Consider the following 19,021-nt stretch of genomic DNA (forward strand, 5'->3'; position numbering starts at 1 on the left):
TTGTCAAGGAGTTCGATGACCGCGCGTGAAAAGATCCTGGATGCCGCCTTCACCGTCATGCACGAGAAGGGGCTGGCGGCCGCGACGACCAAGGAAATAGCAAAAGCCGCCGGATACTCGGAGGCGACTCTCTACAAGTACTTCGACGACAAGCAGGACATCTTCATCCGGGTGCTGTCCGAGAAGATGCCGCTGTTCTCAGAACCGGAATCACTCGTGGGCACGGGTACGGTGCGCGGCAACCTCGAAGACATCACCGAGACGCTCCTGCGCTTCTACGTCCGCAGCTTTCCGATCGCGGCGTCCATCTTCAGTGCCCCGCCCCTGCTCCTGGCGATCCGGGAGGGAACGCGCGCAAGGAACGCCGGGCCGCGCACTCCCATCGACTCGCTCGCGCGATACCTGGAGGGGGAGCGGGCGGCCGGACGACTGCCTGCGGAGTTCGACAGCGCATCCTGTGCCCAATTGCTGGCCGGTGCGGCCATGCAGCAAGCTTTCCTGGCCACGTTCGACGGGTTGGATGAAGTGCCGCGGGTGAAGAAGCTGGCTCAGGCGCTCGTCGCGGCGGCGCTGCCGACCGGGAGCTGAGCCAGCCACTCGGAGAAGGCCCGGCTCGACGCATCCTGCATCGCCGCGGAATAGCGAGCACGATCTTGACGCAACGCATCGGGGTCCAGCGCGTTCTCGTCGAGCTCGTTGTAGCCGTCGGCGACCCACTGCTCGTGCATCTCGTCGGTGACCTCAGGATGGAACTGCACCGCGAGGGCGAAGTCGCCGATCGCGAAGGCCTCGTTCGAATAGTCGGATGAGGATGCGAGCAAGGTGGCGCTCGCCGGCAGCTCGAAGGTGTCGCCGTGCCACTCGACGACGGGGACGCCGTCGAAGTGCCGGATCGGCGACTCGGCGCCCGCCGAGGTCGGCTCGATGCGTCGGAAGCCGATCTGCGTGGTGTCTCCCTTGTAGACGCGCTCGCCAAGTGCTCCGGCCATCAGCTGTGCGCCGAGGCACACGCCGAGCGTCGGGCGTTCGGCCTCGATCCGCTGCCGCAGCAGGACGAGTTCGTCGGCGAGGAAGGAGTATTCGTCGGTCTGGTACACGCCCATCTCGCCGCCGAGTACGACGACGAGGTCGGCCTCGGCAGGATCGATAGCCGCGACATCCTCGACCGCCACGTCGATCACACGAACGTCGTAGCCGGCGTCGAGGAGAACCGGGCCGATGTTGCCGAGGTGGATGCTCGGGTCGTGCTGCAGGACCAGTGCTGTTCGGGTGGGGGCGGTCGTGTCTGCGGTGTCGGTGGGGGCGGTCGTGCCGCTCAGCGCATCCGTCGTCACTCGAGTCCCTTGATCACGATGGTGTCGGTGGCCGGGTGCTTCTCGTTCGGGTCGATCCAGACATCCGGTTCGATGTAGATCACGCGAGCGATCGGAACGGCGGCACGGATGCGGCGCTCGACCGAGTCGATCGCGGCCGCGACATCCGCCAACCGGTGCTCGCCCGAGAAGGCCAGCTTGGCGCCGACGAGAAGCTCGTCCGGGCCGAGGTAGAGGGTCTTCATGTGGATGATCCGCTCGACCTCGGTGCCGTCGAGCACCGCCTTCTCGATGGCGTCGACGTCGACGTCGCTTGCGCCCTCGCCGACGAGGAGGCTCTTCGTCTCCATGCCCAGGATGATTGCGACAACGATGAGCAGGGCGCCGATCAGGAGCGTGCCGATCGCGTCGAAGACGCCGTTGCCCGTCAGTGCGGTGAGGCCGACGCCGAGGAAGGCGAACACCAGACCGGTGAGCGCCGCGACATCCTCGAGCAATACGACGGGAAGCTCGGGTGCCTTGGCGCGACGGATGAACTGCGGCCACGACATCCCGACCTTGTGCGGGCGCGACTCGCCGATCGCGGTGCGGAGGGAGAACGACTCGAGGCCGATCGCGATCAGCAGCACCAGGATGGGCAACCACCAGTTCTCCAGCGGATGCGGGTGCGTGATCTTCTCGAAGCCCTCGTAGAGCGAGAAGACGCCGCCGACGGAGAACAGGATGATCGAAACGACGAAAGCGTAGACGTAGCGCTCACGGCCGTAGCCGAAGGGATGCTCGCTGTCGGCCTTCTTCTTGGCCTGGCGTCCGCCGAGGAGCAGGAGAAGCTGGTTGCCGGAGTCAGCGAGGGAGTGCACACCCTCGGCGAGCATCGAAGACGAGCCGGAGAAGAACCAAGCGATGAACTTGGTGACGGCGATCCCCAGGTTGGCGGCAAACGCCGCGACAATGGCCCTGGTTCCACCTGATGCGCTCATGGACTCCATCCTAGGATGGCCGCATGACCGACACGAAGAACGTCACACTGCCGACGATCGCGCTTCTCGGCGCCGGATCGATGGGTCGCGCGATCCTCACCGGACTCGTGGCGCCAGGCGTGACCGTGCAGGGGGAATCCGTGTCACGAACCGGTCCCTGGCGCGCGCGGCTGAGCTCACGGAGCTGCCCCACGTCACGGCGTACGCCACGGAGCGGCAGGCCGACGCGAACCGGCTCGCGGTCGACGGAGCGACGATCGTGATCGTGGCCGTGAAGCCAGCGATGGTGCGCGACCTGCTTCGGGAGATCTCCGCATCCCTTCTCCCCGGAACGATCGTCGTCAGCGTTGCCGCCGGTGTGACGATCGCCACGATGGAAGCAGCGCTCGCGCCCGATGTCGCGGTCGTGCGCGCCATGCCGAACACTCCGGCGATCGTGGGCAAGGCGGTCACCGGGGTCAGCGGCGGCCCGCGGACGAGGACGGAGGACCGCGCGCTCGTTCGGGCGGTGTTCGAAACCGTCGGTGAGGTGGTCGAGGTGCCCGAATCGCAGCTGGATGCGCTCAGCACGATCTCCGGATCGGGTCCGGCTTACGTGTTCTACCTGATCGAGCAGCTCACCGCCGCGGCGATAGCCAAGGGTTTCACGCCGGAGCAGGCAGCCACGCTCGTCAACGGGACGTTCCTCGGCTCGGCCGAGCTTCTCGTGACGTCGAAGGAGGACCCGGCCGAGCTCCGCCGCCGGGTCACCAGCCCCGGCGGCACCACGGAGCGCGCCGTGCAGGTTCTCGAGTCGGCCCACCTCAACGACCTCTTCGCCCGCGCGACCGACGCCGCGCTCGCCCGCGCCCGCGAACTGGCGGCGGACTAGCTCGGGGTCGCTGCGCTCGCTTGCGCTCCTCTCGCGTGCGCTCTGCTCGCGCTGCTCGCGCCGCTTGCGCCGCTTGCGCTGCTCGCTCCGCTCGCGCGCATCCTGAACCATCGACTCCGGGAGAAATCCCGCTAACGGCCCGCTCATATCGGGGTTTCTCCCGGAGTCGATTGCAGTAGCGCGCGGCGGGTTCGGAGCGCGGCGTGGTGGAGGTCGTCGGCGGCGGTGACGAGGATCACTGACCACGCGCGGTCGACGAGGAGCTCGCGTCTGTGAATGTCGTTCCGATACGTTTCGCGGTCGGTGCGGTGGTGGTCGCCCAAGTATTCGACGGCGACTTTGTGCAGCGGATAGGCGAGGTCGATCATCGCAATGGTCGTCCCGTCCTCTTCGATCCGGTAGTTGAGCTCAGGCTCCGGTAGCCCGGCATCGACGAGCGCCAAACGCAGGCGCGACTCCTGGGGTGACAGCGAACCGTATCGCACGCGTTCCAGCGCGAGGCGAAGGGACTGAACGCCTCGCCGACGACCGTGACGACGAACGGCGGCCTCGAGGCGTTCGCGATCAGTGGGCGGCGGATGCCCGGTGTACGGCTCCGAGCCCGTCACAAGAAAGTCGCCGAGCACGACCAAATCCCCCACGGGGAGAAGTCTGCTGAGTTGCGCCCACGTGTCTGCGGCGCCGATGACCGGGAGGCCTTCGACGGTGGCGATCTGCTGCCCGCTCCAAGTGAGTTGATGTGCGTCGACGCCGACGATCTCGGGAGGGCGCGACGGGTCGAAGACGCTGACCTCGGGATGAAGCGGGAGGGCACGGAGCGGCACCGGGAGGCCATGGAGGACTGCCGCCGAACGGTGGCTGAAGAAGGTTCCAGGTGGAAGAACCGTCGCGGCTGCGCGGCAGAGCTGGATGTGGTCGGCGAGATCGACACCGGATGTCCGCATCCCGAAGAACGGGCTCTGCAGGTCTGCGGCGTAGAGCCGTTTGCGCGGGACTCCGGCCGCTCGCGCATCCGCGACCGTGAACCCCGCTGATGCCAACCCCTCGGGCAGCCGTTCTGGTTTCCGCATCCCACATGATCGCGAATCGCGGTGATCTTCGCAGAAGTTATCCACACCCACGATCGAGTCCGGGAGAAGTCCCGAAAAGGGCGGGGTGAAAGCGGGATTTCTCCCGGAGTCGATTGCGTTTGCGCGAGCGCGGAGCGCGGCGGAGCAGCGCGGCGGAGCAGCGCAGCGCAGAGCGGCTACGAGTCGATCGCTGCGAAGCGTTCTATGTCGAGGGCGGTGCCGGCGACGATGACGAGGTCGTGGTTGGAGACGACGGTCTCGGCCGTGGCGTAGGTGAAGGGCTTGCCGGGGGACTTCACGCCGACGACGGTGACGCGATACTTCGACCGCACGCCCGATTCGCCGAGCTTGGTGCCACGGATGAGCTTGGGCGGGTACATCTTGACGAGCGCGAAGTCGTCGTCGAACTCGATGAAGTCGAGCATCCGTCCCGACACGAGGTGGGCTACGCGTTCACCGGCCTCGGCCTCGGGGTAGATCACGTGGTTGGCGCCGATCCGTTCGAGGATCTTGCCGTGCGACTGCGAGATGGCTTTCGCCCAGATCTGCGGGATCTTCAGGTCGACGAGGTTGGCTGTGATCAGCACGCTCGCCTCGATCGACGAGCCGACGGCCACGACCGCCACCGAGAAGTCCTCGGCCCCGATCTGGCGCAAGGTCTCGATCGAGCGCGCATCCGCTTGCACGGTGTGGGTGACGCGGTCCGCCCATTTCTGGACGAGTGCGGCGTCGGTGTCGATGGCGAGCACTTCGCGGTCGAGGCGGTCGAGCTCGCCTGACGTCGCGGCCCCGAACCGTCCGAGACCGATCACGAGCACGGGAGCGTTGTGCTTGATCCTGTCAACCAACGAGCGGCCTCTCCTCAGGGTTCTGGAACAGCTGCTTGCGCTGGCTCGCCGCCAGCGCCGCAGCGAGTGTCACTGTACCAACGCGCCCGCAGAACATCGTGGCAGCCATGATGTAGACGCCAGCATCCGGCAGCTTCTCGGTGAGGCCGGTCGTGAGACCGCACGTCGCGAATCCTGAGATCACATCGAACAGAACGTGGTCGAGCGGTGCCTTGGTGATCTGCAGGATCAGGATGGTCGCCACCGCCACGATCGTCGCACCCCACAGCGCCACCGCAACCGACAGCCGAAGCACATCGGTCGGGATGCGGCGGCGGAACGTGTCCATCGTCTCCACACCGCGCGCCTCCGCAAACGCGGCCAGGAACAGCACCGCGAGCGTCGTCACCTTGATGCCGCCGGCCGTGGATGCGGACCCGCCGCCGATGAACATCAGCATGTCGGTCACGAGCAGGCTGGAGCCGTTGAGGTCGTCGATGGGGATCGTCGAGAATCCGCCCGACCTGGCCATCGTCGAGAGGAACAGGGACTGGAAGATCGTGTGCCCGGCATCCAGATGCCCGAAGGTCTTGGGGTTGTTGTATTCGAGGACGATGTAGAGCACAGCGCCGGTGACGAGCAGGATCACCGAGGTCCACACGGTGAGCTTCACGTGGATGGACCATTTGCGCCGCTTCTTGCGCAGGTTGGTCGCGATCGCGAGGATCACGGGGAACCCGATCGCGCCGAGGAAGACGCCGATCATCAGCGCCCCGAGAAACCAGAAGTCCTCGGCGAACGGGGTCAGTCCTTCGGCATTGGGGGCGAACCCGGTGTTGGTGAAGGCCATCGCCGAGTAGTACAGGCTCTCCCAGGCGGCGGTGCCGACGCTGATGCCCGCGATCAGCATTCGGGGGAACAGCAGCAGGGCGACAGCGCCCTCGATCACGACCATGCTGAGCGCGACTGTGGTGAGCAGCTTGCCGACGTCGCCGAGCCGAACGGCCTGCCCCTCGGCGACCGGGCCCGCGTGGATCCGGAGCGGGTTGCTATCGCTCGCGGCCATCAGCTTGGCGCGAAGTCCGAGCCGTCGCGACACGATCAGGCCCAGGATGCTCGCCATCGTCAGCACGCCGACGGCGCCAATCTGCACACCGGTGTAGACGAGGATGTGCCCGAAGACCGACCAGTGGGTCGCCATGTCGACCGTCGAGAGACCGGTGACGCAGATCACCGAGACCGCGGTGAACAGAGCGTCGGCCAGCGGAGTCCTCGAGCCTTCCACCGTCGCGATCGGCAACGAGAAGAGAAGCGTGAACACGAGGATGAGCGCCGTGAACACCAGGATCGCGAAGCGCGAGGGGCTGCGGTTGGCGAAGTCGGTGAACACCTCGCGGATGCGCCCGGTGGAAGGCATCACCGGACGCTTGACTGTCGATGTTGCTCGCATGGTCCGTTCCTCCTTGCGACAGCTTGACATGGTACTCGGCTGGGCGAATGACTAGCCTGGGGGATGGCCGACATCTTTGACGTGATTGCCGACGCTACAAGGCGCGACATCCTGGGGGTGCTCAAAGATCGTCACGCCGAAGAGGGGCACTCATCGGGTGAGATCAGCGTCTCCGAGATCGTCTCCACCCTCGAGCTGAGCCAGCCGACGGTCTCCAAGCATCTGAAGGTGCTTCGGGATGCGGGGCTCGTCTCGGTGCGTGAGGAGGGCCAGCACCGCTACTACCGGCTCGACTCCGAGCCGCTCGAGGCCGTCGAGGACTGGATCATCCCGTTCGTCGCGAGCGACCTCGGCACGGAGGGTTTCGGCGTGGACCTGGCCGACGAGACCCGCGAATTCGCCAGCTCGGTCGGCAAGGTGTTCGCAGACACGAGCCACCGCGTCACAACCGCCGTGGAGCGCGTGACACCGCGCAAGTGGCGCCGGGACTGACCGTTCTCTTCCCCGCTGAACCACGGGCATCCGGATGCGAGCTACGCCGCTCTTTACGCCGGGGTCGCCGAGGCCCTAGAGTTTCGATTCACGACCCGTCGACGCGGGTACGATGAGGGTGGACCCGATCCGTCGGGCCCCGGACAAGAGGACCCAGCAGACATGGCACGCGATCTTTCGGAAGTGCGCTTTCTGACGGTTGCCGAGGTGGCCGACATGATGCGCGTCTCCCGCATGACCGTGTACCGGCTCGTGCACTCCGGCGAGCTGCCGGCCATCCGTTTCGGACGCTCTTTCCGGGTACCGGAATCGGCCGTGAGCCAGGCTCTGGACAACCACGTCGCTGACACCGCCTGACGTCGGGTAGACTTGTGCTTTGTGTCGCCGCGCATCCCGCGGCCTACCCCCTATTTTTGTGAGGTCTACGTGGGTTCCGTTATCAAGAAGCGTCGCAAGCGTATGGCGAAGAAGAAGCACCGCAAGCTGCTTCGCAAGACTCGTCACCAGCGTCGCAACAAGAAGTAGACCTCGTCGTCTGCAGCTCGAGCGTCGGCACCTCCGGGAGTCGGCGCTTTTTGCTGTGCCCGGATGCGCGCATCCGTCGGCCCGACGCGTCGTTAGGCTGATCGGGTGACGAACGTCGAACTCACCCTCATCGGCAAGCCCGGCTGCCATCTCTGCGACGATGCTCGCGATGTGATCCGCTCGGTCATCGCCGAGCTGCCCGCGGGCGCTCCGGCCGTGACGATCGGTGAGCGCAACATCCTGGAAGACGCCGAGCTGCACGACCGCTACGTGGAGGAGATCCCCGTGGTGCTCATCGACGGTCGGGTACACACGTACTGGCGGGTCGATCCGGCCCGCCTCAGAACCGCACTGCTGGGGGCCGAATGACCATCCGCCACGTCGTCTCGTGGAAGCTCGCCACGACGGACCCCGCCGCACGCGCCGAACAGGCTGCCACGATCAAGCGCGGGCTGGAGGGCCTCCCGGCCACGATCCCCGAGATCCTCGCGCTCGAGGTCGGCATCAACGTGTTGAATCCCGAGGCGAACTTCGATGTGGTGCTGATCAGCGACTTCGAGGATCAGGATGCGATCGCGCGGTATGTCGCGCATCCCGACCACGAAAAGGCGGCCGCATACATCAAGTCCGTGGTCGGCGGCCGCTCAGCCGTCGATTTCGAGGTCTGAGCGGCCGCCTTCCAACCGGTCGAACGGTGCGTCTGCGCGCCTAGACGATCGGGCTGGCGTCGATCTCGGCGTCGCTGCGGCGGTACTCGTCGAAGAACTGTCGACGCGCGGGCTCGTACAGCTCATGGATGAGCTCGCCGACCTTGTCGCCGTCGTGAGCCTTCGCTGCGGCAGCGATGTCCGCGATCTTGCCGGGGATGTCGTCGGTGTCGAAGGGCAGCTGCCAGACGCTCACGTAGCGCAGCAGTTGCGGGCTGAGGCCCTCACTCACGGTGACGAGCACCGTGTTGTCGGTCGAGCGCTCGAACTCCAGGAAGAACTCGTTGAGCGAGCGTCCCAGCGCGGGCAGGTCCTTGGTCTTCGCGTGCTTCTTGATCTCCTTAGCGACCTTCTCGAGACGGCCGATCGTGGCGGCGTTCAGCGAGGGAGTGGATTCGCGGGCAGCGTGCTCGTGCAGGATGCCGGTCGTGTAGATGGCTTCGTCGATCGCGCGCAGGTCGATCGGGGCGACGCGCGTGTAGCGGTTCGGAGCCATCTCGACGAGGCCGATGTCCGCCAGCTTCATGAGCGCCTCGCGCACCGGGGTGCGGGAGACCCCGAGCCATGCCGTGAGCTTCTCGTCGAGGAGGGTCTCGCCGGGCTCGAGCGTGCCGTCGATGATGCCCTCGTAGAGGCGCTGGTAGACCACGTCGCGAAGGAGCCGTCGCTCGACGGGCTGAGTGTCTTTCACGGGAAGCGGCATCAGTTCTCCTTGCTCGCAGTCGCGGCGTACTGGTCGACGAGCTGCACCAGTGCGGTGTTCCAGTAGTCGGACACTCCGTCGGCGGCCTTCTTGGCGTCGCCGGCGACCGACGCCTCGATCGTGGCGCGCAGGAAGGGGATGCCGGCCTCGAAGGATGCGGTGCTCGGCGATGCATTGAGGGCCCGGCGGATCTCGGGGAGGTGACGCGTGGCGAGCCGCGCGATCGTCTTGTTGTCGAGTCGACGCACGTACACGTTCATGAAGGTCTCGGTCACTGCTCGGTCCTTGATCAGGTGAGCCAGGTCTTCGCCGCTGTTGACCCGGGCGAGGAAGGCCTCGAGCGCGATCTTGTCGCCCTCTGTGAGCAGGGGTGTCGCGTCGCGCACAACGCTCCGGAACACCGTTCCGAGGGTGTCGATCAGGCCGCGCAGGCGGTCGGGATCGATCGGGGTGACCCGGGTGCGCTTCTGGGGCAGGATCTCGACCAGTCCCATCGCGGCTAGCTGGTTGAGGGCCTCGCGAACCGGTGTGCGCGATACGCCGACCCACTTCTCGATCTCCGCGTCGTAGAGCTGTTCGCCCGGCAGGAGGTCGCCGTCGACGATGGCATCGAGCAGGCGAAGGAAGACTTCGTCTCGGATGAGTCGCCGGGGGTTCACGGCTTCAGTTACGGGAACAGGCATACATGAATATTACATCCATCTGGGCGATACCCGAGATTCACAAGCATTCTGTCAGCGCGTGTCCGCCGAATACAAGTGAACGCCTCAGCATGGCGCGCGTGCACCCTGCAATCAAAACGGCGGCGCCGCCGGTCGGTGACACAGGTCGGCGTTAGGCTGACGCCATGCTGCCGCAGATTCGCCCGTATCTCTGGCGCGAACGCGGAGCGGGCGCACGCGCGGGGTTCGTGGTGGCCCTGATCGTCGGGGCGCCGGTCATGCTCGCGATCGGCCTCGTGCTACTGGCGCTCGCCGTCGTGGTCTGGGTCGTCGCTGTGGTCGGTTGGCTGCTCGGCGCGGTTGCCGTATGGGTGTGGTTTGCAGTCCAGCGGATGCGGCGCATCCCGTACCCGTTCCGTCTGCGCCCGCCGCTCGGCCGCTCCGCCCGCACAGTGGCGTTCAGCTCGCTGTACCTCACGTCGGCGCCGAGGATCGTCGGCGCGGTTGCGCGCCTCGCGGGTTTCCTACTGGCTCCCGTCGCCCTGCTCGTGAGTCTGGTCGGGATCGTCGCACCGCGGTGGCGCGCCCGGCCGTACCTCGCGGTGTTCACGCTGTCGGGCATCCTGAGCAAAGCCGTCGGGCTGGGGGAGCGCCGAGAGCTGCTTCGAGACGGGCACGGCGTGCGCACGCTGCGCTATGACGACTATCTGGGCCAGGCGTTTCCCCACATCCGCGACTTTCTGACGTGGTGGCGCGACCCCGCCGCCCCGCACGACTACACGCCGTCGCCCAAGATCGTGGACGTTCCCGCCGAGCTGCTCGGTCTCGACCTGGAACCGTATCCCGATCCGCTCGGCTACCCCGGTCTCGCCGCGGGTGCGCTCCGACGTCGCCAGATCACCGGGTTGCGCGATCTCTTCGTCAGTCAGCGCGAGATCGACGACCTCTGCGATCCCGACCTCGACGATCGGGCCGACGTCGCCACCATCAGAGTGAGCTCGCGGCGGGATGCGACGGGCCTGCGGCACTGGATCGTGCAGCTCCCCAGCACCAAGTCATGGCATCCGCGGGCGGGGGCGGCGCCGAACGACCTCACGGCGGACCTCGTCATCGGAGCGGGGAGGAGGCGACCGCTACCCGGGCGGCCCTCCAGACGATGCGCGAGGCCGGTATCCGAACGGATGAGCCGGTACTGCTCGCAGGCTTCAGCCTCGGCGGCATGGTCGCGGCGCAGGTTGCCGAGCGGGCGACAGCCGAGGGCTTCACCGTCACGCACCTCGTGGTCGGCGGGGCGCCGCTCGGCCGCGTGACGATCCCGGCGGGCACCCGGGTGCTCGCGTTGGAGCACGTGCTCGACATCGTGCCCCGCATCGACGGGCGTGAGAACCCGGTGGCTCAGGATGCGCAGCCACTGGTCACGGGAACGGCCGACTTCGTCACGGTGAAGGCCGGCCCTCCGCTGCCGGTCGGTTTCCGGTTGGGCGTGCTGCACCAGTCCACCGCATACGCCGACACGGCCGCACTGATCGAGAGCGATCCGCCCGACGCGCGGGTGTCGGCGATCCTGACCCAGCTGCGGATCTTCTTCGGGCCCGGTCAGCGGCTCGTCGATCACGCTGCCCTCCGCACGTCGACCTCGGTGTCGCGTCCGTCCGTGCCCTTCTACCTGCACAGCACGGTGCAGGAGGGCATCACCCGGGGCACGCTGCGGCAGACCCTTCGCCGGATTCCAGGTGTGATCGCGGTCGACGTGTACCAGTCGCGTGCGGGGTTCGCCACGACCATCCTGTGGAACGCCGACGTGCTCGTTCGCACCCTGCGTCCGTGGTTCACCCTGGTCGAACGGATGACGGTCTACCGAGGCCTGCTGTCGCTGCTGAAGCGGCGCCGTGCGGTCGGCATCCACTTCCGCCTGCAGGCGAAGGAGACTCCGGGGGTCACCTGGGAGGCGACGGTGCAGCGGATGGCCGACGGTCGCTGGCGGGAGACCATCGACCTCGTCTTCGAGGACGCAGAGGCGGAAGCGGAGTTCGGCTCGCTGCTCCTGCCCGAGGGCGCCGGGACGACCGTCGCGTATTACCCGCCGGATGCGTTCGAACCGGTGATGGACCAGACCCGAGCGGGATAGCAGGGGCTCCCCGGCGGGGTATCACAAGACGTGGACCCACGCTATACGCGATCGCTACGGTGGCGCACAGTCGCACGCAATTCTACGAGAGTTCGTCATTTGCGGGTGGCTACCGGGCGCGCTCGATCCTTAACGGCGCCGCCCAACTTGGCTCGGTAGGCAATCAGGGAAGATCACTGTCAACCTTGCGGCGATCTAGTCGAAAGCCGAATCGATCTGATCGCTCGAGGGTCACCCCGAGTAGGTGATCCCCTGCCACAGATTCCCGATCCCAATCAAAAATATCCCGCAACCCACGATGGCCGTCCAACTGGGCGTGGATTTTGCAGCGATGGGCTCGCCCAGCTTCCGGGGCACGGAGGCAAAGACTCGGTTATACCAACCAGAGACTCGACGACGCCACAGCACCAAGACAGCCCCCAAGCAGCTAGCCACGACACCGGAAATGAACATCATCGCCTGCGGTGTGTCCACGTTACGCCCCTACCGCGAGTATATGAGCGCTGCCGAGCACCCGGTCAGCCCCCGACGCGACGCCAACAGATCCAGAGCTACCTCCGGAGAAGTCGCGGGTACATTCACGATACGCCCCGACGGGTCCGGCTGCGATCTGGCAGCCGACCTGAGTTACCCACTCCATCGTGTCGCCGCTGGACGCGCCACCCCAGACCTGCCGTGTTCCAACGAGAAGGCAACCGGTATCGCATCCGGATGCGCGACCGTACTATGAACACAACTCGCCGATGAGGAGGCACCATGGGCCGCGAAAGCTTCTGGACGACCGAACCGGAGGAGTTTCTCCGGGTGGGGGAGGACTTCGTGCTGGCGGACCAGCCGACCCATGCCAAGTACGGCTTCAACGAAGGGAAGTCGGAGGGTAAGGATGCGCTTGCCGAGGGCGCGGGGATCCTCGGCGAACTGCAGGAGCAGTTGTATGCGGCGGGTACGGTCGGCGAGCGACGTCGTGTGCTGCTCGTGCTGCAGGCGATGGACACCGCGGGCAAAGGTGGGATCGTCTCGCACGTGGTGGGCGCCGTGAACCCGGCCGGCATCAGCTACAAGGCGTTCAAGAAGCCCACCAAGGAGGAGCTCGCCCACGACTTCCTCTGGCGTGTTGCGAAGGAGGCGCCGGAGGCCGGCCAGATCGGCGTGTTCGATCGCTCGCATTACGAGGACGTGCTGATCGGCCGGGTGCGCCAGCTCGCGCCGCCCGAGGAGATCGAACGGCGGTATGAGGCGATCAACCAGTTCGAGAAGGAGCTCGCCTTCGGCGGGACCACCATCGTCAAGGTGATGCTGCACATCAGCAAGCAGGAGCAGGGTGCTCGGCTGGCCGATCGACTCGAACGACCGGAGAAGCACTGGAAGTACAACCCCGCCGACATAGACGAGCGGATGCGGTGGGACGACTACCAGGATGCGTATCAGGTCGTCTTCGACCGCACGTCGACCGAGTACGCGCCCTGGTACGTCGTGCCCGCCGACCGCAAGTGGTACGCGCGACTGGCTGTTCAGCACCTGCTCGTGCGGGCGCTCGAGAATCTCGACCTCGGCTGGCCGGAGGCGACGTTCGACGTGGAGGCTGAGAAGGCGCGGCTCGCTGCATCCTGAAACCGGGAGTGAGCCGGAGGGGTCAGCCGAAGGCTTCGACGATCGGGCGGAATTTCATGGTCGTCTCCGCGAGCTCGCGCTCGGGATCCGAGTCGGCCACGATGCCGCAGCCCGCGTACGCCGTGAGGTCTCCGGACTCGGCGATCTGTGCCGAGCGGAGGGCGATCGCCCACTCACCGTCTCCGTCGGCACCCACCCAGCCGACCGGTCCGGCGTAGCGCCCGCGGTCGAAGGGCTCGAGCGCCCGGATGAGCGCGACCGCATCCGCCGTCGGCGCACCCGCGACGGCGGCCGTCGGGTGCAGGGCATCGATCAGATCGAGCGAGGTGGATCCGTCGCTGAGCGTGCCTGCGACGTCGGTCGCGAGGTGCCAGAGGTTCGGAAGCTTGAGCGTGAAGGGGATGTCGCTGGCCGCGAGCCCAGAGCTGTGCGGCGCGAGGGCGGCGATGACGCTCTCCACCGCGTAGCGGTGCTCGTCCTGGTCTTTCGTGCTGGTGGCGAGCGAGACGGCGGCGTCGTGGTCGCTGGCGGCGTCTGTTCCACGCGAGATGGTGCCGGCCAGCACGCGGGCGCTGACGGAGCCGTGGTCGACTCGCACCAAGGTCTCTGGCGACGAACCGACGAGGCCGTCGACGGCGAAGGTCCAGCACTCGGGGTAGCCGAGCGCGAGCTCGACGAGTGCGCGCCGCACGTCGGATTCGAGGGGGAGGTGACCCACGAGGTCACGGGCGAGGACGACCTTGCTCAGGTCATGCTCGCGGATGCGCTCGACCGCCGCGGCCACGGCATCCTTGTACCCGTCCTTCTTGAGTTTGCCGGGGAGCAGCGAGAGCCGGTACTCGTCACCGAACGGCGTCGGCTGCGGGTTCGCGCGGCGCGGGGTCGCCGACTCGGGGATGTCGTCGGTCTCGGTGAGACGGATGTGCGTGATCCAGCTGCGTCCGTCGCGCCGGCCGATCACGACCTCGGGAACGATGAGCACGCTGGGAAGGGCGCTGTCGTCGGCGAAGGTGAAGGTTCCGAAAGCGACCAGACCGGTGCCCGGCTTCGCGATCGGATCGATCACTGCCGAGCGGGACACGACCTCGGCCCAGGCTGTCGCCGCTGCGCGCATCCGGTCGGCGCCGGAGAACTCGAGTCGCAGGGCGGTGCCGATGCCGGCGAGTCCCTCCCCTTGCGGCTCCAGAGCAGCGGGTGCCGCGCATCGAGGAACGGGATGAGTTGCCGGACGTCGTCGAGGGGGATGGTCTCGATCGCGAGCGCCGTGGCGCTCGACGCCCGCGGCGTGGTCGCTGTGGATGTCACCGGATCAGCCTACGCCCGCGACACTGGGCGACGGATGCACGCCGGCTGGGGGCCCGCCGGGTGTTCGGCCCCGGGAAAATGCGCGCCACCCGGCCGCCGCCTAAGCTAGTGGGGTGAGTAAGGCCGACCTGAGCAAGCAGCCCGAGCAGGTCGCCGCCATGTTCGACGAGGTGTCGACCCACTACGACCGGACCAATACCGTCCTGTCGATGGGGAACGCCACGCTCTGGCGTGTGGCGACGACCCGTGCGGTGGACCCGCGAGCCGGGGAGCGCATCCTCGATGTGGCGGCCGGTACCGGAACCTCGAGCGCATCCCTCGCGAAGAACGGCGCCCGCGTCGTCGCCGCGGACTTCTCTGCCGGGATGATCGAGGTCGGGCGCGAACGGCAGGCGGGCAATCCGTTCATCGAGTTCGTGCAGGCGGATGCCACGGCGCTTCCCTTCGCCGACGGCGAGTTCGATGCCGTCACCATCTCGTTCGGCCTGCGCAACATCGTCGACCCCAAGAAGGCGCTCGCCGAGTTCTTCCGCGTGACGAAGCCGGGCGGACGCGTCGTGATCTGCGAGTTCTCGCAGCCGCCGGTGCCCCTCATCCGCTCCGGATACGCCGCTTATCTCCGCTACGGGATGCCCGTGCTCGCACGACTTGCAAGCTCGAACCCCGCGGCCTACGAATACCTGATGGACTCCATCGAAGCCTGGCCCAGCCAGCCCGTGCTCGCGGACTGGCTCCGCGAGGCGGGTTACGTCGATGTGGCCTACCGCAACCTCACCGCCGGGATCGTCGCGTTGCACCGCGGCCGCAAGCCGTCGGAACCGACCGTTCCACCCGAGCCAACCGTCCCACCCAAGGGGAGTAGTGCCTGCAAGCGTTCCGGCCGTACGGCGACCAGCGTCGCTGTCGAGCCAGATCGGCCTGAGTGAGAAGATCTTCGCCTCCGGGGAGGACAAGGAACTCGCCGCGGCCGTCGACGCCGGACTCGCCCTCGTCGAGGACGGTCTGCACTCCGAGATGCGGTTCGCCGACAACCTCGCCGACGTCACCGCCCGTTACCTGCTCGAGGCGGGCGGCAAGCGCGTTCGCCCCATGCTCACTCTTCTGACCGCGCAGCTCGGGCGGGGCAACACCCCTGAGGTGCTCTCCTCCGCCGAGGCGATCGAGATCACGCACCTCGCCTCGCTCTACCATGACGACGTCATGGACGAGGCCCAGATGCGCCGTGGAGTGCCGAGTGCGCAGACTGTCTGGGGCAACTCGGTAGCGGTGCTCACCGGCGACCTTCTGTTCGCCCGGGCCAGCAAGATGGTCGCCGCTCTCGGCGAGCGAGCGATCAAGCTGCAGGCCGACACCTTCGAGCGGCTCTGCCTCGGCCAACTGCACGAGACCATCGGGCCCCAGAACGGCGAAGACCCGATCGAGCACTACATCCAGGTGCTCGCCGACAAGACCGGCTCCCTGATCGCCGCCGCGGCTCAGATGGGCGTGGTCTTCTCGAAGGCTCCCGCCGAGTACGAGCAGGCGGTCGTGACGTTCGGTGAGAAGGTGGGCGTCGCCTTCCAGCTCATCGACGACGTGATCGACCTCTCCGCCAAGGGTGTGAAAGAGACGGGCAAGACGCCCGGAAACGACTTGCGCGCCGGCGTCGCGACCCTTCCGCTCCTGCGGCTGCGCCAGCGAGGCCGAGACGGATGCGGATGCTCGCGCCCTCCTCGAGCGGCTCGAACGCGACGTTATCGGCACGGTCGACGACGGCGCCATCACGCCCGAGGCGAACGCGGCCATCGCCGCGCTGCGCGATCACGACGTCACCAAGCAGACTCTGGAAGAAGCGCACCAATGGGCACGTGAGGCGGTCGAGGCCATCGCGCCCCTGCCGAAGGGTCCGGTCAAGAAGGCTCTGACCCGGTTCGCGGACACCATCGTGGAACGTTCGAGCTGAGCGAGAGAGAAAACAACGAATGACCAAATTGCGACTGGCCATCGTCGGCGCCGGCCCCGCCGGTATCTACGCAGCGGACATCCTGCTCAAAGCTGAGCGCAGCTTCGACGTCTCGATCGACCTCTTCGAGCAGCTTCCGGCACCGTACGGTCTCGTGCGGTACGGCGTCGCGCCCGACCACCCACGGATCAAAGGGATCATCACCGCGCTCCGTGAGGTGCTCGACAGCGGCGACATCCGTCTCTTCGGCAACGTGAAGTACGGCGAGGACATCACGCTCGACGACCTCAAGAAGCACTACAACGCGGTGATCTTCTCGACCGGTGCGATCCACGACGCCGACCTGGAGATTCCTGGTGTCGAGTTGAACGGCTCGTATGGGGCCGCCGACTTCGTGAGCTGGTTCGACGGGCATCCGGATGTGCCCCGCACCTGGCCGCTCGAGGCCCAGTCGGTCGCGGTGATCGGCAACGGCAACGTGGCTCTGGATGTGTCGCGCATCCTGGCCAAACACGCTGACGATCTGCTGCCCACCGAGATCCCCGACAACGTCTACGAGGTGCTCAAGTCGTCGCCCGTCACCGACGTGCACGTTTTCGGACGTCGCGGCCCGGCCCAGGTGAAGTTCACGCCGCTGGAGCTGCGCGAGCTCGGAGAACTGAACGACGTCGACATGATCCTCTACGACGAGGACTTCGACTACGACGAGGCCTCGAAGGCGGCCATCGCCAGCAACAAGCAGGTCATGGTGATCGATCGAGTGCTCCAGAAGTGGCGCGAGCGGGAGGTCGGGGCGGCGTCCCGCCGCCTGCACCTGCACTTCTACGCGAAGCCGCTCGAGGTCGTCTCCGACGGCGAGGGCAACGTCGCCGCGCTCCGGTACGAGCGTACGGAGCCCGATGGCGAAGGCGGCGTTCGCGGCACGGGCGAGGTCCGCGACGTCCCCGTGCAGGCCCTCTACCGCGCGGTCGGCTACTTCGGATCGCCGCTCGACGGCATCCCGTTCGACCGCAAGCACGGCGTCATCCCGAACCACGAGGGTCAGGTGCTGCGCAAGGGCGACAACGAGCGGATGTACGGCGTCTACGCGACCGGGTGGATCAAGCGCGGGCCGGTCGGCCTGATCGGCCACACCAAGTCGGACGCGATGGAGACCATCAAGCACGTGATCAACGATCAGGGCAATTGGTGGTCACCGACGGACCCCTCCGAGGAGGCGATCGTCACCCTCCTCGAGTCGCGCTCGGTGGAGTACACGAACCTCGACGGCTGGCACAACCTGGATGAGCACGAGCTGGCGCTCGGCGCCGACCGCGGCCGCACCCGCGTGAAGGTGGTGCCCCGAGACGAGATGGTCCGCGTCTCGAACGGCAAACCATAGTGTCATGACGCGAGAGGCGAAGTGGCAGCCGGACGTGCTGGGGGAGCCGTTCGAACAGCTGACGCTGCCGCTCGCACCCGATGCCGAGGGCGACGTCGTCGCCACTCTCGTGCGCTACGTTCCCGGGCCTCGGCTCTCCGACCTGCACTTCGGCCGCGAGGAGGCCGAGAACACCGATGTGCTGTACGTGCACGGATGGTCGGACTACTTCTTCCAGAGAGAGCTCGCCGAGTTCTGGCACACCATCGGGGCGCGGTTCTTCGCGCTGGATCTGCGCAAGTACGGCCGAAGCCTGCGGCCCTGGCAGACGCCGGGCTACATCGAAGACCTCGCCGCGTACGACGAGGAGATCGAAGCCGCGCTTGGCGAGATGGGCCACGGGGCCGACGCCCATGCTGAGCATGGCGGCCACGGCGAGCACGGGCGTGCTGGTCGGGAGGGCCGGCGGCGCCTGATACTGCTCGGTCACTCCACCGGCGGTCTCACGCTGAGCCTGTGGGCGAACCGCCATCGCGGGCGTGCGGATGCGGTGATCCTGAACAGTCCCTGGCTCGAGTTCCAAGGACATTCCGTGGGGCGGGCCGCGATCGCCCCGCTCGTCGGCCTTCGAGCCCGGGTGGACCCCCTCGGGGCCGTTGTGAATGTCGACCTCGGTTTCTATTCGAGATCGGTGTCGGCGACCATGGACGGCGAGTGGGACTACGACCTCGCGTGGCGTCCGGCGAGAGGGTTCGCCCTGCATCCGGGGTGGCTCAACGCTGTGCTGGCCGGTCACGCTCAGGTCGCTGCAGGACTCGCGATCGATGCTCCGGTGCTGACGATGCTGTCGGCCCGCTCGACGCTTTCGCCGCGGTGGACCCCGGAGATGATGAGCTCCGACATCGTGCTCGTGGTCGACGACATCGCCCAACGCGCGATCCGGCTGGCGCCGACGGTCACCGTCACTCGGCTGGACGGCGCGCTCCACGACATCTTCCTGTCGAGAGCGCCGGTGCGCCAGGAGGCGGAGAAGAGGATGGCGCGGTGGCTTCGTGCCTACCTGAGGTGAAGCCGC

General features: G+C 67.0%; 19 protein-coding genes and 3 pseudogenes. 14 read left to right on the plus strand and 8 right to left on the minus strand.

The features are described 5' to 3' along the window. Positions 1-15 precede the first annotated feature (15 nt). On the plus strand, positions 16-588 hold the full coding sequence (locus tag ACQ86A_RS03890) for a TetR/AcrR family transcriptional regulator (RefSeq protein WP_431279311.1): 573 nt from the start codon (positions 16-18) through the stop codon (positions 586-588). Here ACQ86A_RS03890 and ACQ86A_RS03895 read toward each other — a convergent pair. Both ACQ86A_RS03895 and ACQ86A_RS03900 read right to left on the minus strand, forming a co-directional pair. Further along, positions 549-1,334 carry a glutamine amidotransferase gene (locus ACQ86A_RS03895; protein WP_431279312.1) on the minus strand — a complete coding sequence of 262 codons (786 nt, stop codon included), beginning with the start codon at positions 1,332-1,334 and terminating at the stop codon, positions 549-551. The two genes, ACQ86A_RS03890 and ACQ86A_RS03895, sit on opposite strands and share 40 nt — an antisense overlap. Next, positions 1,331-2,293, minus strand: a complete 963-nt coding sequence (locus ACQ86A_RS03900; RefSeq protein WP_431279313.1) for a cation diffusion facilitator family transporter — start codon at positions 2,291-2,293, stop codon at positions 1,331-1,333. The genes ACQ86A_RS03895 and ACQ86A_RS03900 overlap by 4 nt, the downstream gene beginning before the upstream one ends. Positions 2,294-2,316: 23 nt before the next feature. Here ACQ86A_RS03900 and proC point away from each other — a divergent pair. Continuing rightward, a pseudogene (gene proC, locus ACQ86A_RS03905) lies at positions 2,317-3,164 on the plus strand (pyrroline-5-carboxylate reductase). A gap of 143 nt (positions 3,165-3,307) precedes the next feature. Here the strand turns inward: proC and ACQ86A_RS03910 are convergent. From ACQ86A_RS03910 to ACQ86A_RS03920, 3 genes are all read right to left on the minus strand, one after another. Continuing rightward, entirely contained in the window at positions 3,308-4,234 is a 927-nt protein-coding gene (locus tag ACQ86A_RS03910) for a hypothetical protein (protein WP_431279314.1), read from the minus strand. Between the two features lie 176 nt (positions 4,235-4,410). After that, on the minus strand, positions 4,411-5,082 hold the full coding sequence (locus ACQ86A_RS03915; RefSeq protein ID WP_431279315.1) for a potassium channel family protein: 672 nt from the start codon (positions 5,080-5,082) through the stop codon (positions 4,411-4,413). Continuing rightward, positions 5,075-6,478 (minus strand): TrkH family potassium uptake protein, encoded by a 1,404-nt coding sequence (locus ACQ86A_RS03920; protein ID WP_431279316.1) that lies wholly within the window; start codon positions 6,476-6,478, stop codon positions 5,075-5,077. The genes ACQ86A_RS03915 and ACQ86A_RS03920 overlap by 8 nt, the downstream gene beginning before the upstream one ends. A gap of 96 nt (positions 6,479-6,574) precedes the next feature. Between ACQ86A_RS03920 and ACQ86A_RS03925 the strand changes: the two genes are divergently transcribed. The 5 genes from ACQ86A_RS03925 to ACQ86A_RS03945 all read left to right on the plus strand — a co-directional run bounded on the left by ACQ86A_RS03925 (position 6,575) and on the right by ACQ86A_RS03945 (position 8,196). Then, positions 6,575-7,003: an ArsR/SmtB family transcription factor gene (locus ACQ86A_RS03925; RefSeq protein ID WP_431279317.1), complete on the plus strand. Its 429-nt coding sequence runs from the start codon at positions 6,575-6,577 to the stop codon at positions 7,001-7,003. Between the two features lie 162 nt (positions 7,004-7,165). Beyond that, complete coding sequence (locus tag ACQ86A_RS03930) at positions 7,166-7,360, plus strand: helix-turn-helix domain-containing protein (protein WP_431279318.1); 195 nt, start codon at positions 7,166-7,168, stop codon at positions 7,358-7,360. A 69-nt stretch (positions 7,361-7,429) separates the two neighbouring features. Further along, a complete protein-coding gene (locus ACQ86A_RS03935) occupies positions 7,430-7,528 on the plus strand; it encodes a 30S ribosomal protein bS22 (protein ID WP_003792170.1) in 99 nt (32 codons plus the stop codon). Positions 7,529-7,633: 105 nt separating this feature from the next. Further along, a complete protein-coding gene (locus ACQ86A_RS03940) occupies positions 7,634-7,897 on the plus strand; it encodes a glutaredoxin family protein (RefSeq protein ID WP_431279319.1) in 264 nt (87 codons plus the stop codon). Then, on the plus strand, positions 7,894-8,196 hold the full coding sequence (locus tag ACQ86A_RS03945) for a Dabb family protein (protein ID WP_431279320.1): 303 nt from the start codon (positions 7,894-7,896) through the stop codon (positions 8,194-8,196). The genes ACQ86A_RS03940 and ACQ86A_RS03945 overlap by 4 nt, the downstream gene beginning before the upstream one ends. 40 nt (positions 8,197-8,236) lie before the next feature. On the opposite strand, the gene ACQ86A_RS03950 is transcribed toward ACQ86A_RS03945, so the two are convergent. After that, complete coding sequence (locus ACQ86A_RS03950) at positions 8,237-8,938, minus strand: GntR family transcriptional regulator (protein WP_431279321.1); 702 nt, start codon at positions 8,936-8,938, stop codon at positions 8,237-8,239. Next, positions 8,938-9,621, minus strand: a complete 684-nt coding sequence (locus ACQ86A_RS03955; RefSeq protein WP_431279322.1) for a GntR family transcriptional regulator — start codon at positions 9,619-9,621, stop codon at positions 8,938-8,940. Before ACQ86A_RS03955 ends, ACQ86A_RS03950 begins: the two co-directional genes overlap by 1 nt. A gap of 164 nt (positions 9,622-9,785) precedes the next feature. On the opposite strand from ACQ86A_RS03955, the gene ACQ86A_RS03960 reads away from it, so the two are divergent. From ACQ86A_RS03960 to ACQ86A_RS03970, 3 genes are all read left to right on the plus strand, one after another. After that, entirely contained in the window at positions 9,786-10,910 is a 1,125-nt protein-coding gene (locus ACQ86A_RS03960) for a hypothetical protein (protein WP_431279323.1), read from the plus strand. After that, on the plus strand, positions 10,820-11,728 hold the full coding sequence (locus ACQ86A_RS03965) for a hypothetical protein (RefSeq protein WP_431279324.1): 909 nt from the start codon (positions 10,820-10,822) through the stop codon (positions 11,726-11,728). Before ACQ86A_RS03960 ends, ACQ86A_RS03965 begins: the two co-directional genes overlap by 91 nt. Positions 11,729-12,484: 756 nt before the next feature. Then, entirely contained in the window at positions 12,485-13,339 is an 855-nt protein-coding gene (locus ACQ86A_RS03970) for a PPK2 family polyphosphate kinase (RefSeq protein WP_431279325.1), read from the plus strand. Positions 13,340-13,361: 22 nt separating this feature from the next. On the opposite strand, the pseudogene ACQ86A_RS03975 reads toward ACQ86A_RS03970, so the two are convergent. Then, positions 13,362-14,644 (minus strand): annotated as a pseudogene (locus ACQ86A_RS03975) (isochorismate synthase). A gap of 113 nt (positions 14,645-14,757) precedes the next feature. On the opposite strand from ACQ86A_RS03975, the gene ACQ86A_RS03980 reads away from it, so the two are divergent. The 4 genes and pseudogenes from ACQ86A_RS03980 to ACQ86A_RS03995 all read left to right on the plus strand — a co-directional run bounded on the left by ACQ86A_RS03980 (position 14,758) and on the right by ACQ86A_RS03995 (position 19,015). Next, the gene (locus ACQ86A_RS03980; protein ID WP_431279326.1) at positions 14,758-15,570 is read left to right on the plus strand and encodes a class I SAM-dependent methyltransferase; all 813 of its coding nucleotides are present in this window, start codon (positions 14,758-14,760) and stop codon (positions 15,568-15,570) included. Further along, a pseudogene (locus ACQ86A_RS03985) lies at positions 15,506-16,586 on the plus strand (polyprenyl synthetase family protein). The gene ACQ86A_RS03980 and the pseudogene ACQ86A_RS03985 overlap by 65 nt, the downstream one beginning before the upstream one ends. Positions 16,587-16,605: 19 nt before the next feature. Continuing rightward, on the plus strand, positions 16,606-17,967 hold the full coding sequence (locus ACQ86A_RS03990) for an FAD-dependent oxidoreductase (RefSeq protein ID WP_431279327.1): 1,362 nt from the start codon (positions 16,606-16,608) through the stop codon (positions 17,965-17,967). 4 nt (positions 17,968-17,971) lie between these two features. Beyond that, positions 17,972-19,015: an alpha/beta hydrolase gene (locus ACQ86A_RS03995; protein ID WP_431279328.1), complete on the plus strand. Its 1,044-nt coding sequence runs from the start codon at positions 17,972-17,974 to the stop codon at positions 19,013-19,015. The last annotated feature ends 6 nt before the right edge of the window (positions 19,016-19,021 follow it).

The organism is Leifsonia poae, assembly GCF_050632195.1.
Lineage (GTDB): Bacteria > Actinomycetota > Actinomycetes > Actinomycetales > Microbacteriaceae > Leifsonia > Leifsonia poae_C.

What these genes read in the sequence shown, in the direction of transcription:
- ACQ86A_RS03930 (WP_431279318.1), top strand. Translation starts at nt 7,166, where the DNA reads ATGGCACGCGATCTTTCGGAAGTGCGCTTTCTGACGGTTGCCGAGGTG.
- ACQ86A_RS03970 (WP_431279325.1), top strand. Translation starts at nt 12,485, where the DNA reads ATGGGCCGCGAAAGCTTCTGGACGACCGAACCGGAGGAGTTTCTCCGG.
- ACQ86A_RS03945 (WP_431279320.1), top strand. Translation starts at nt 7,894, where the DNA reads ATGACCATCCGCCACGTCGTCTCGTGGAAGCTCGCCACGACGGACCCC.
- ACQ86A_RS03965 (WP_431279324.1), top strand. Translation starts at nt 10,820, where the DNA reads ATGGTCGCGGCGCAGGTTGCCGAGCGGGCGACAGCCGAGGGCTTCACC.
- ACQ86A_RS03890 (WP_431279311.1), top strand. Translation starts at nt 16, where the DNA reads ATGACCGCGCGTGAAAAGATCCTGGATGCCGCCTTCACCGTCATGCAC.
- ACQ86A_RS03925 (WP_431279317.1), top strand. Translation starts at nt 6,575, where the DNA reads ATGGCCGACATCTTTGACGTGATTGCCGACGCTACAAGGCGCGACATC.
- ACQ86A_RS03990 (WP_431279327.1), top strand. Translation starts at nt 16,606, where the DNA reads ATGACCAAATTGCGACTGGCCATCGTCGGCGCCGGCCCCGCCGGTATC.
- ACQ86A_RS03960 (WP_431279323.1), top strand. Translation starts at nt 9,786, where the DNA reads ATGCTGCCGCAGATTCGCCCGTATCTCTGGCGCGAACGCGGAGCGGGC.
- ACQ86A_RS03955 (WP_431279322.1), bottom strand. Translation starts at nt 9,621, where the DNA reads ATGCCTGTTCCCGTAACTGAAGCCGTGAACCCCCGGCGACTCATCCGA.
- ACQ86A_RS03950 (WP_431279321.1), bottom strand. Translation starts at nt 8,938, where the DNA reads ATGCCGCTTCCCGTGAAAGACACTCAGCCCGTCGAGCGACGGCTCCTT.
- ACQ86A_RS03900 (WP_431279313.1), bottom strand. Translation starts at nt 2,293, where the DNA reads ATGAGCGCATCAGGTGGAACCAGGGCCATTGTCGCGGCGTTTGCCGCC.
- ACQ86A_RS03920 (WP_431279316.1), bottom strand. Translation starts at nt 6,478, where the DNA reads ATGCCTTCCACCGGGCGCATCCGCGAGGTGTTCACCGACTTCGCCAAC.
- ACQ86A_RS03910 (WP_431279314.1), bottom strand. Translation starts at nt 4,234, where the DNA reads ATGCGGAAACCAGAACGGCTGCCCGAGGGGTTGGCATCAGCGGGGTTC.
- ACQ86A_RS03995 (WP_431279328.1), top strand. Translation starts at nt 17,972, where the DNA reads ATGACGCGAGAGGCGAAGTGGCAGCCGGACGTGCTGGGGGAGCCGTTC.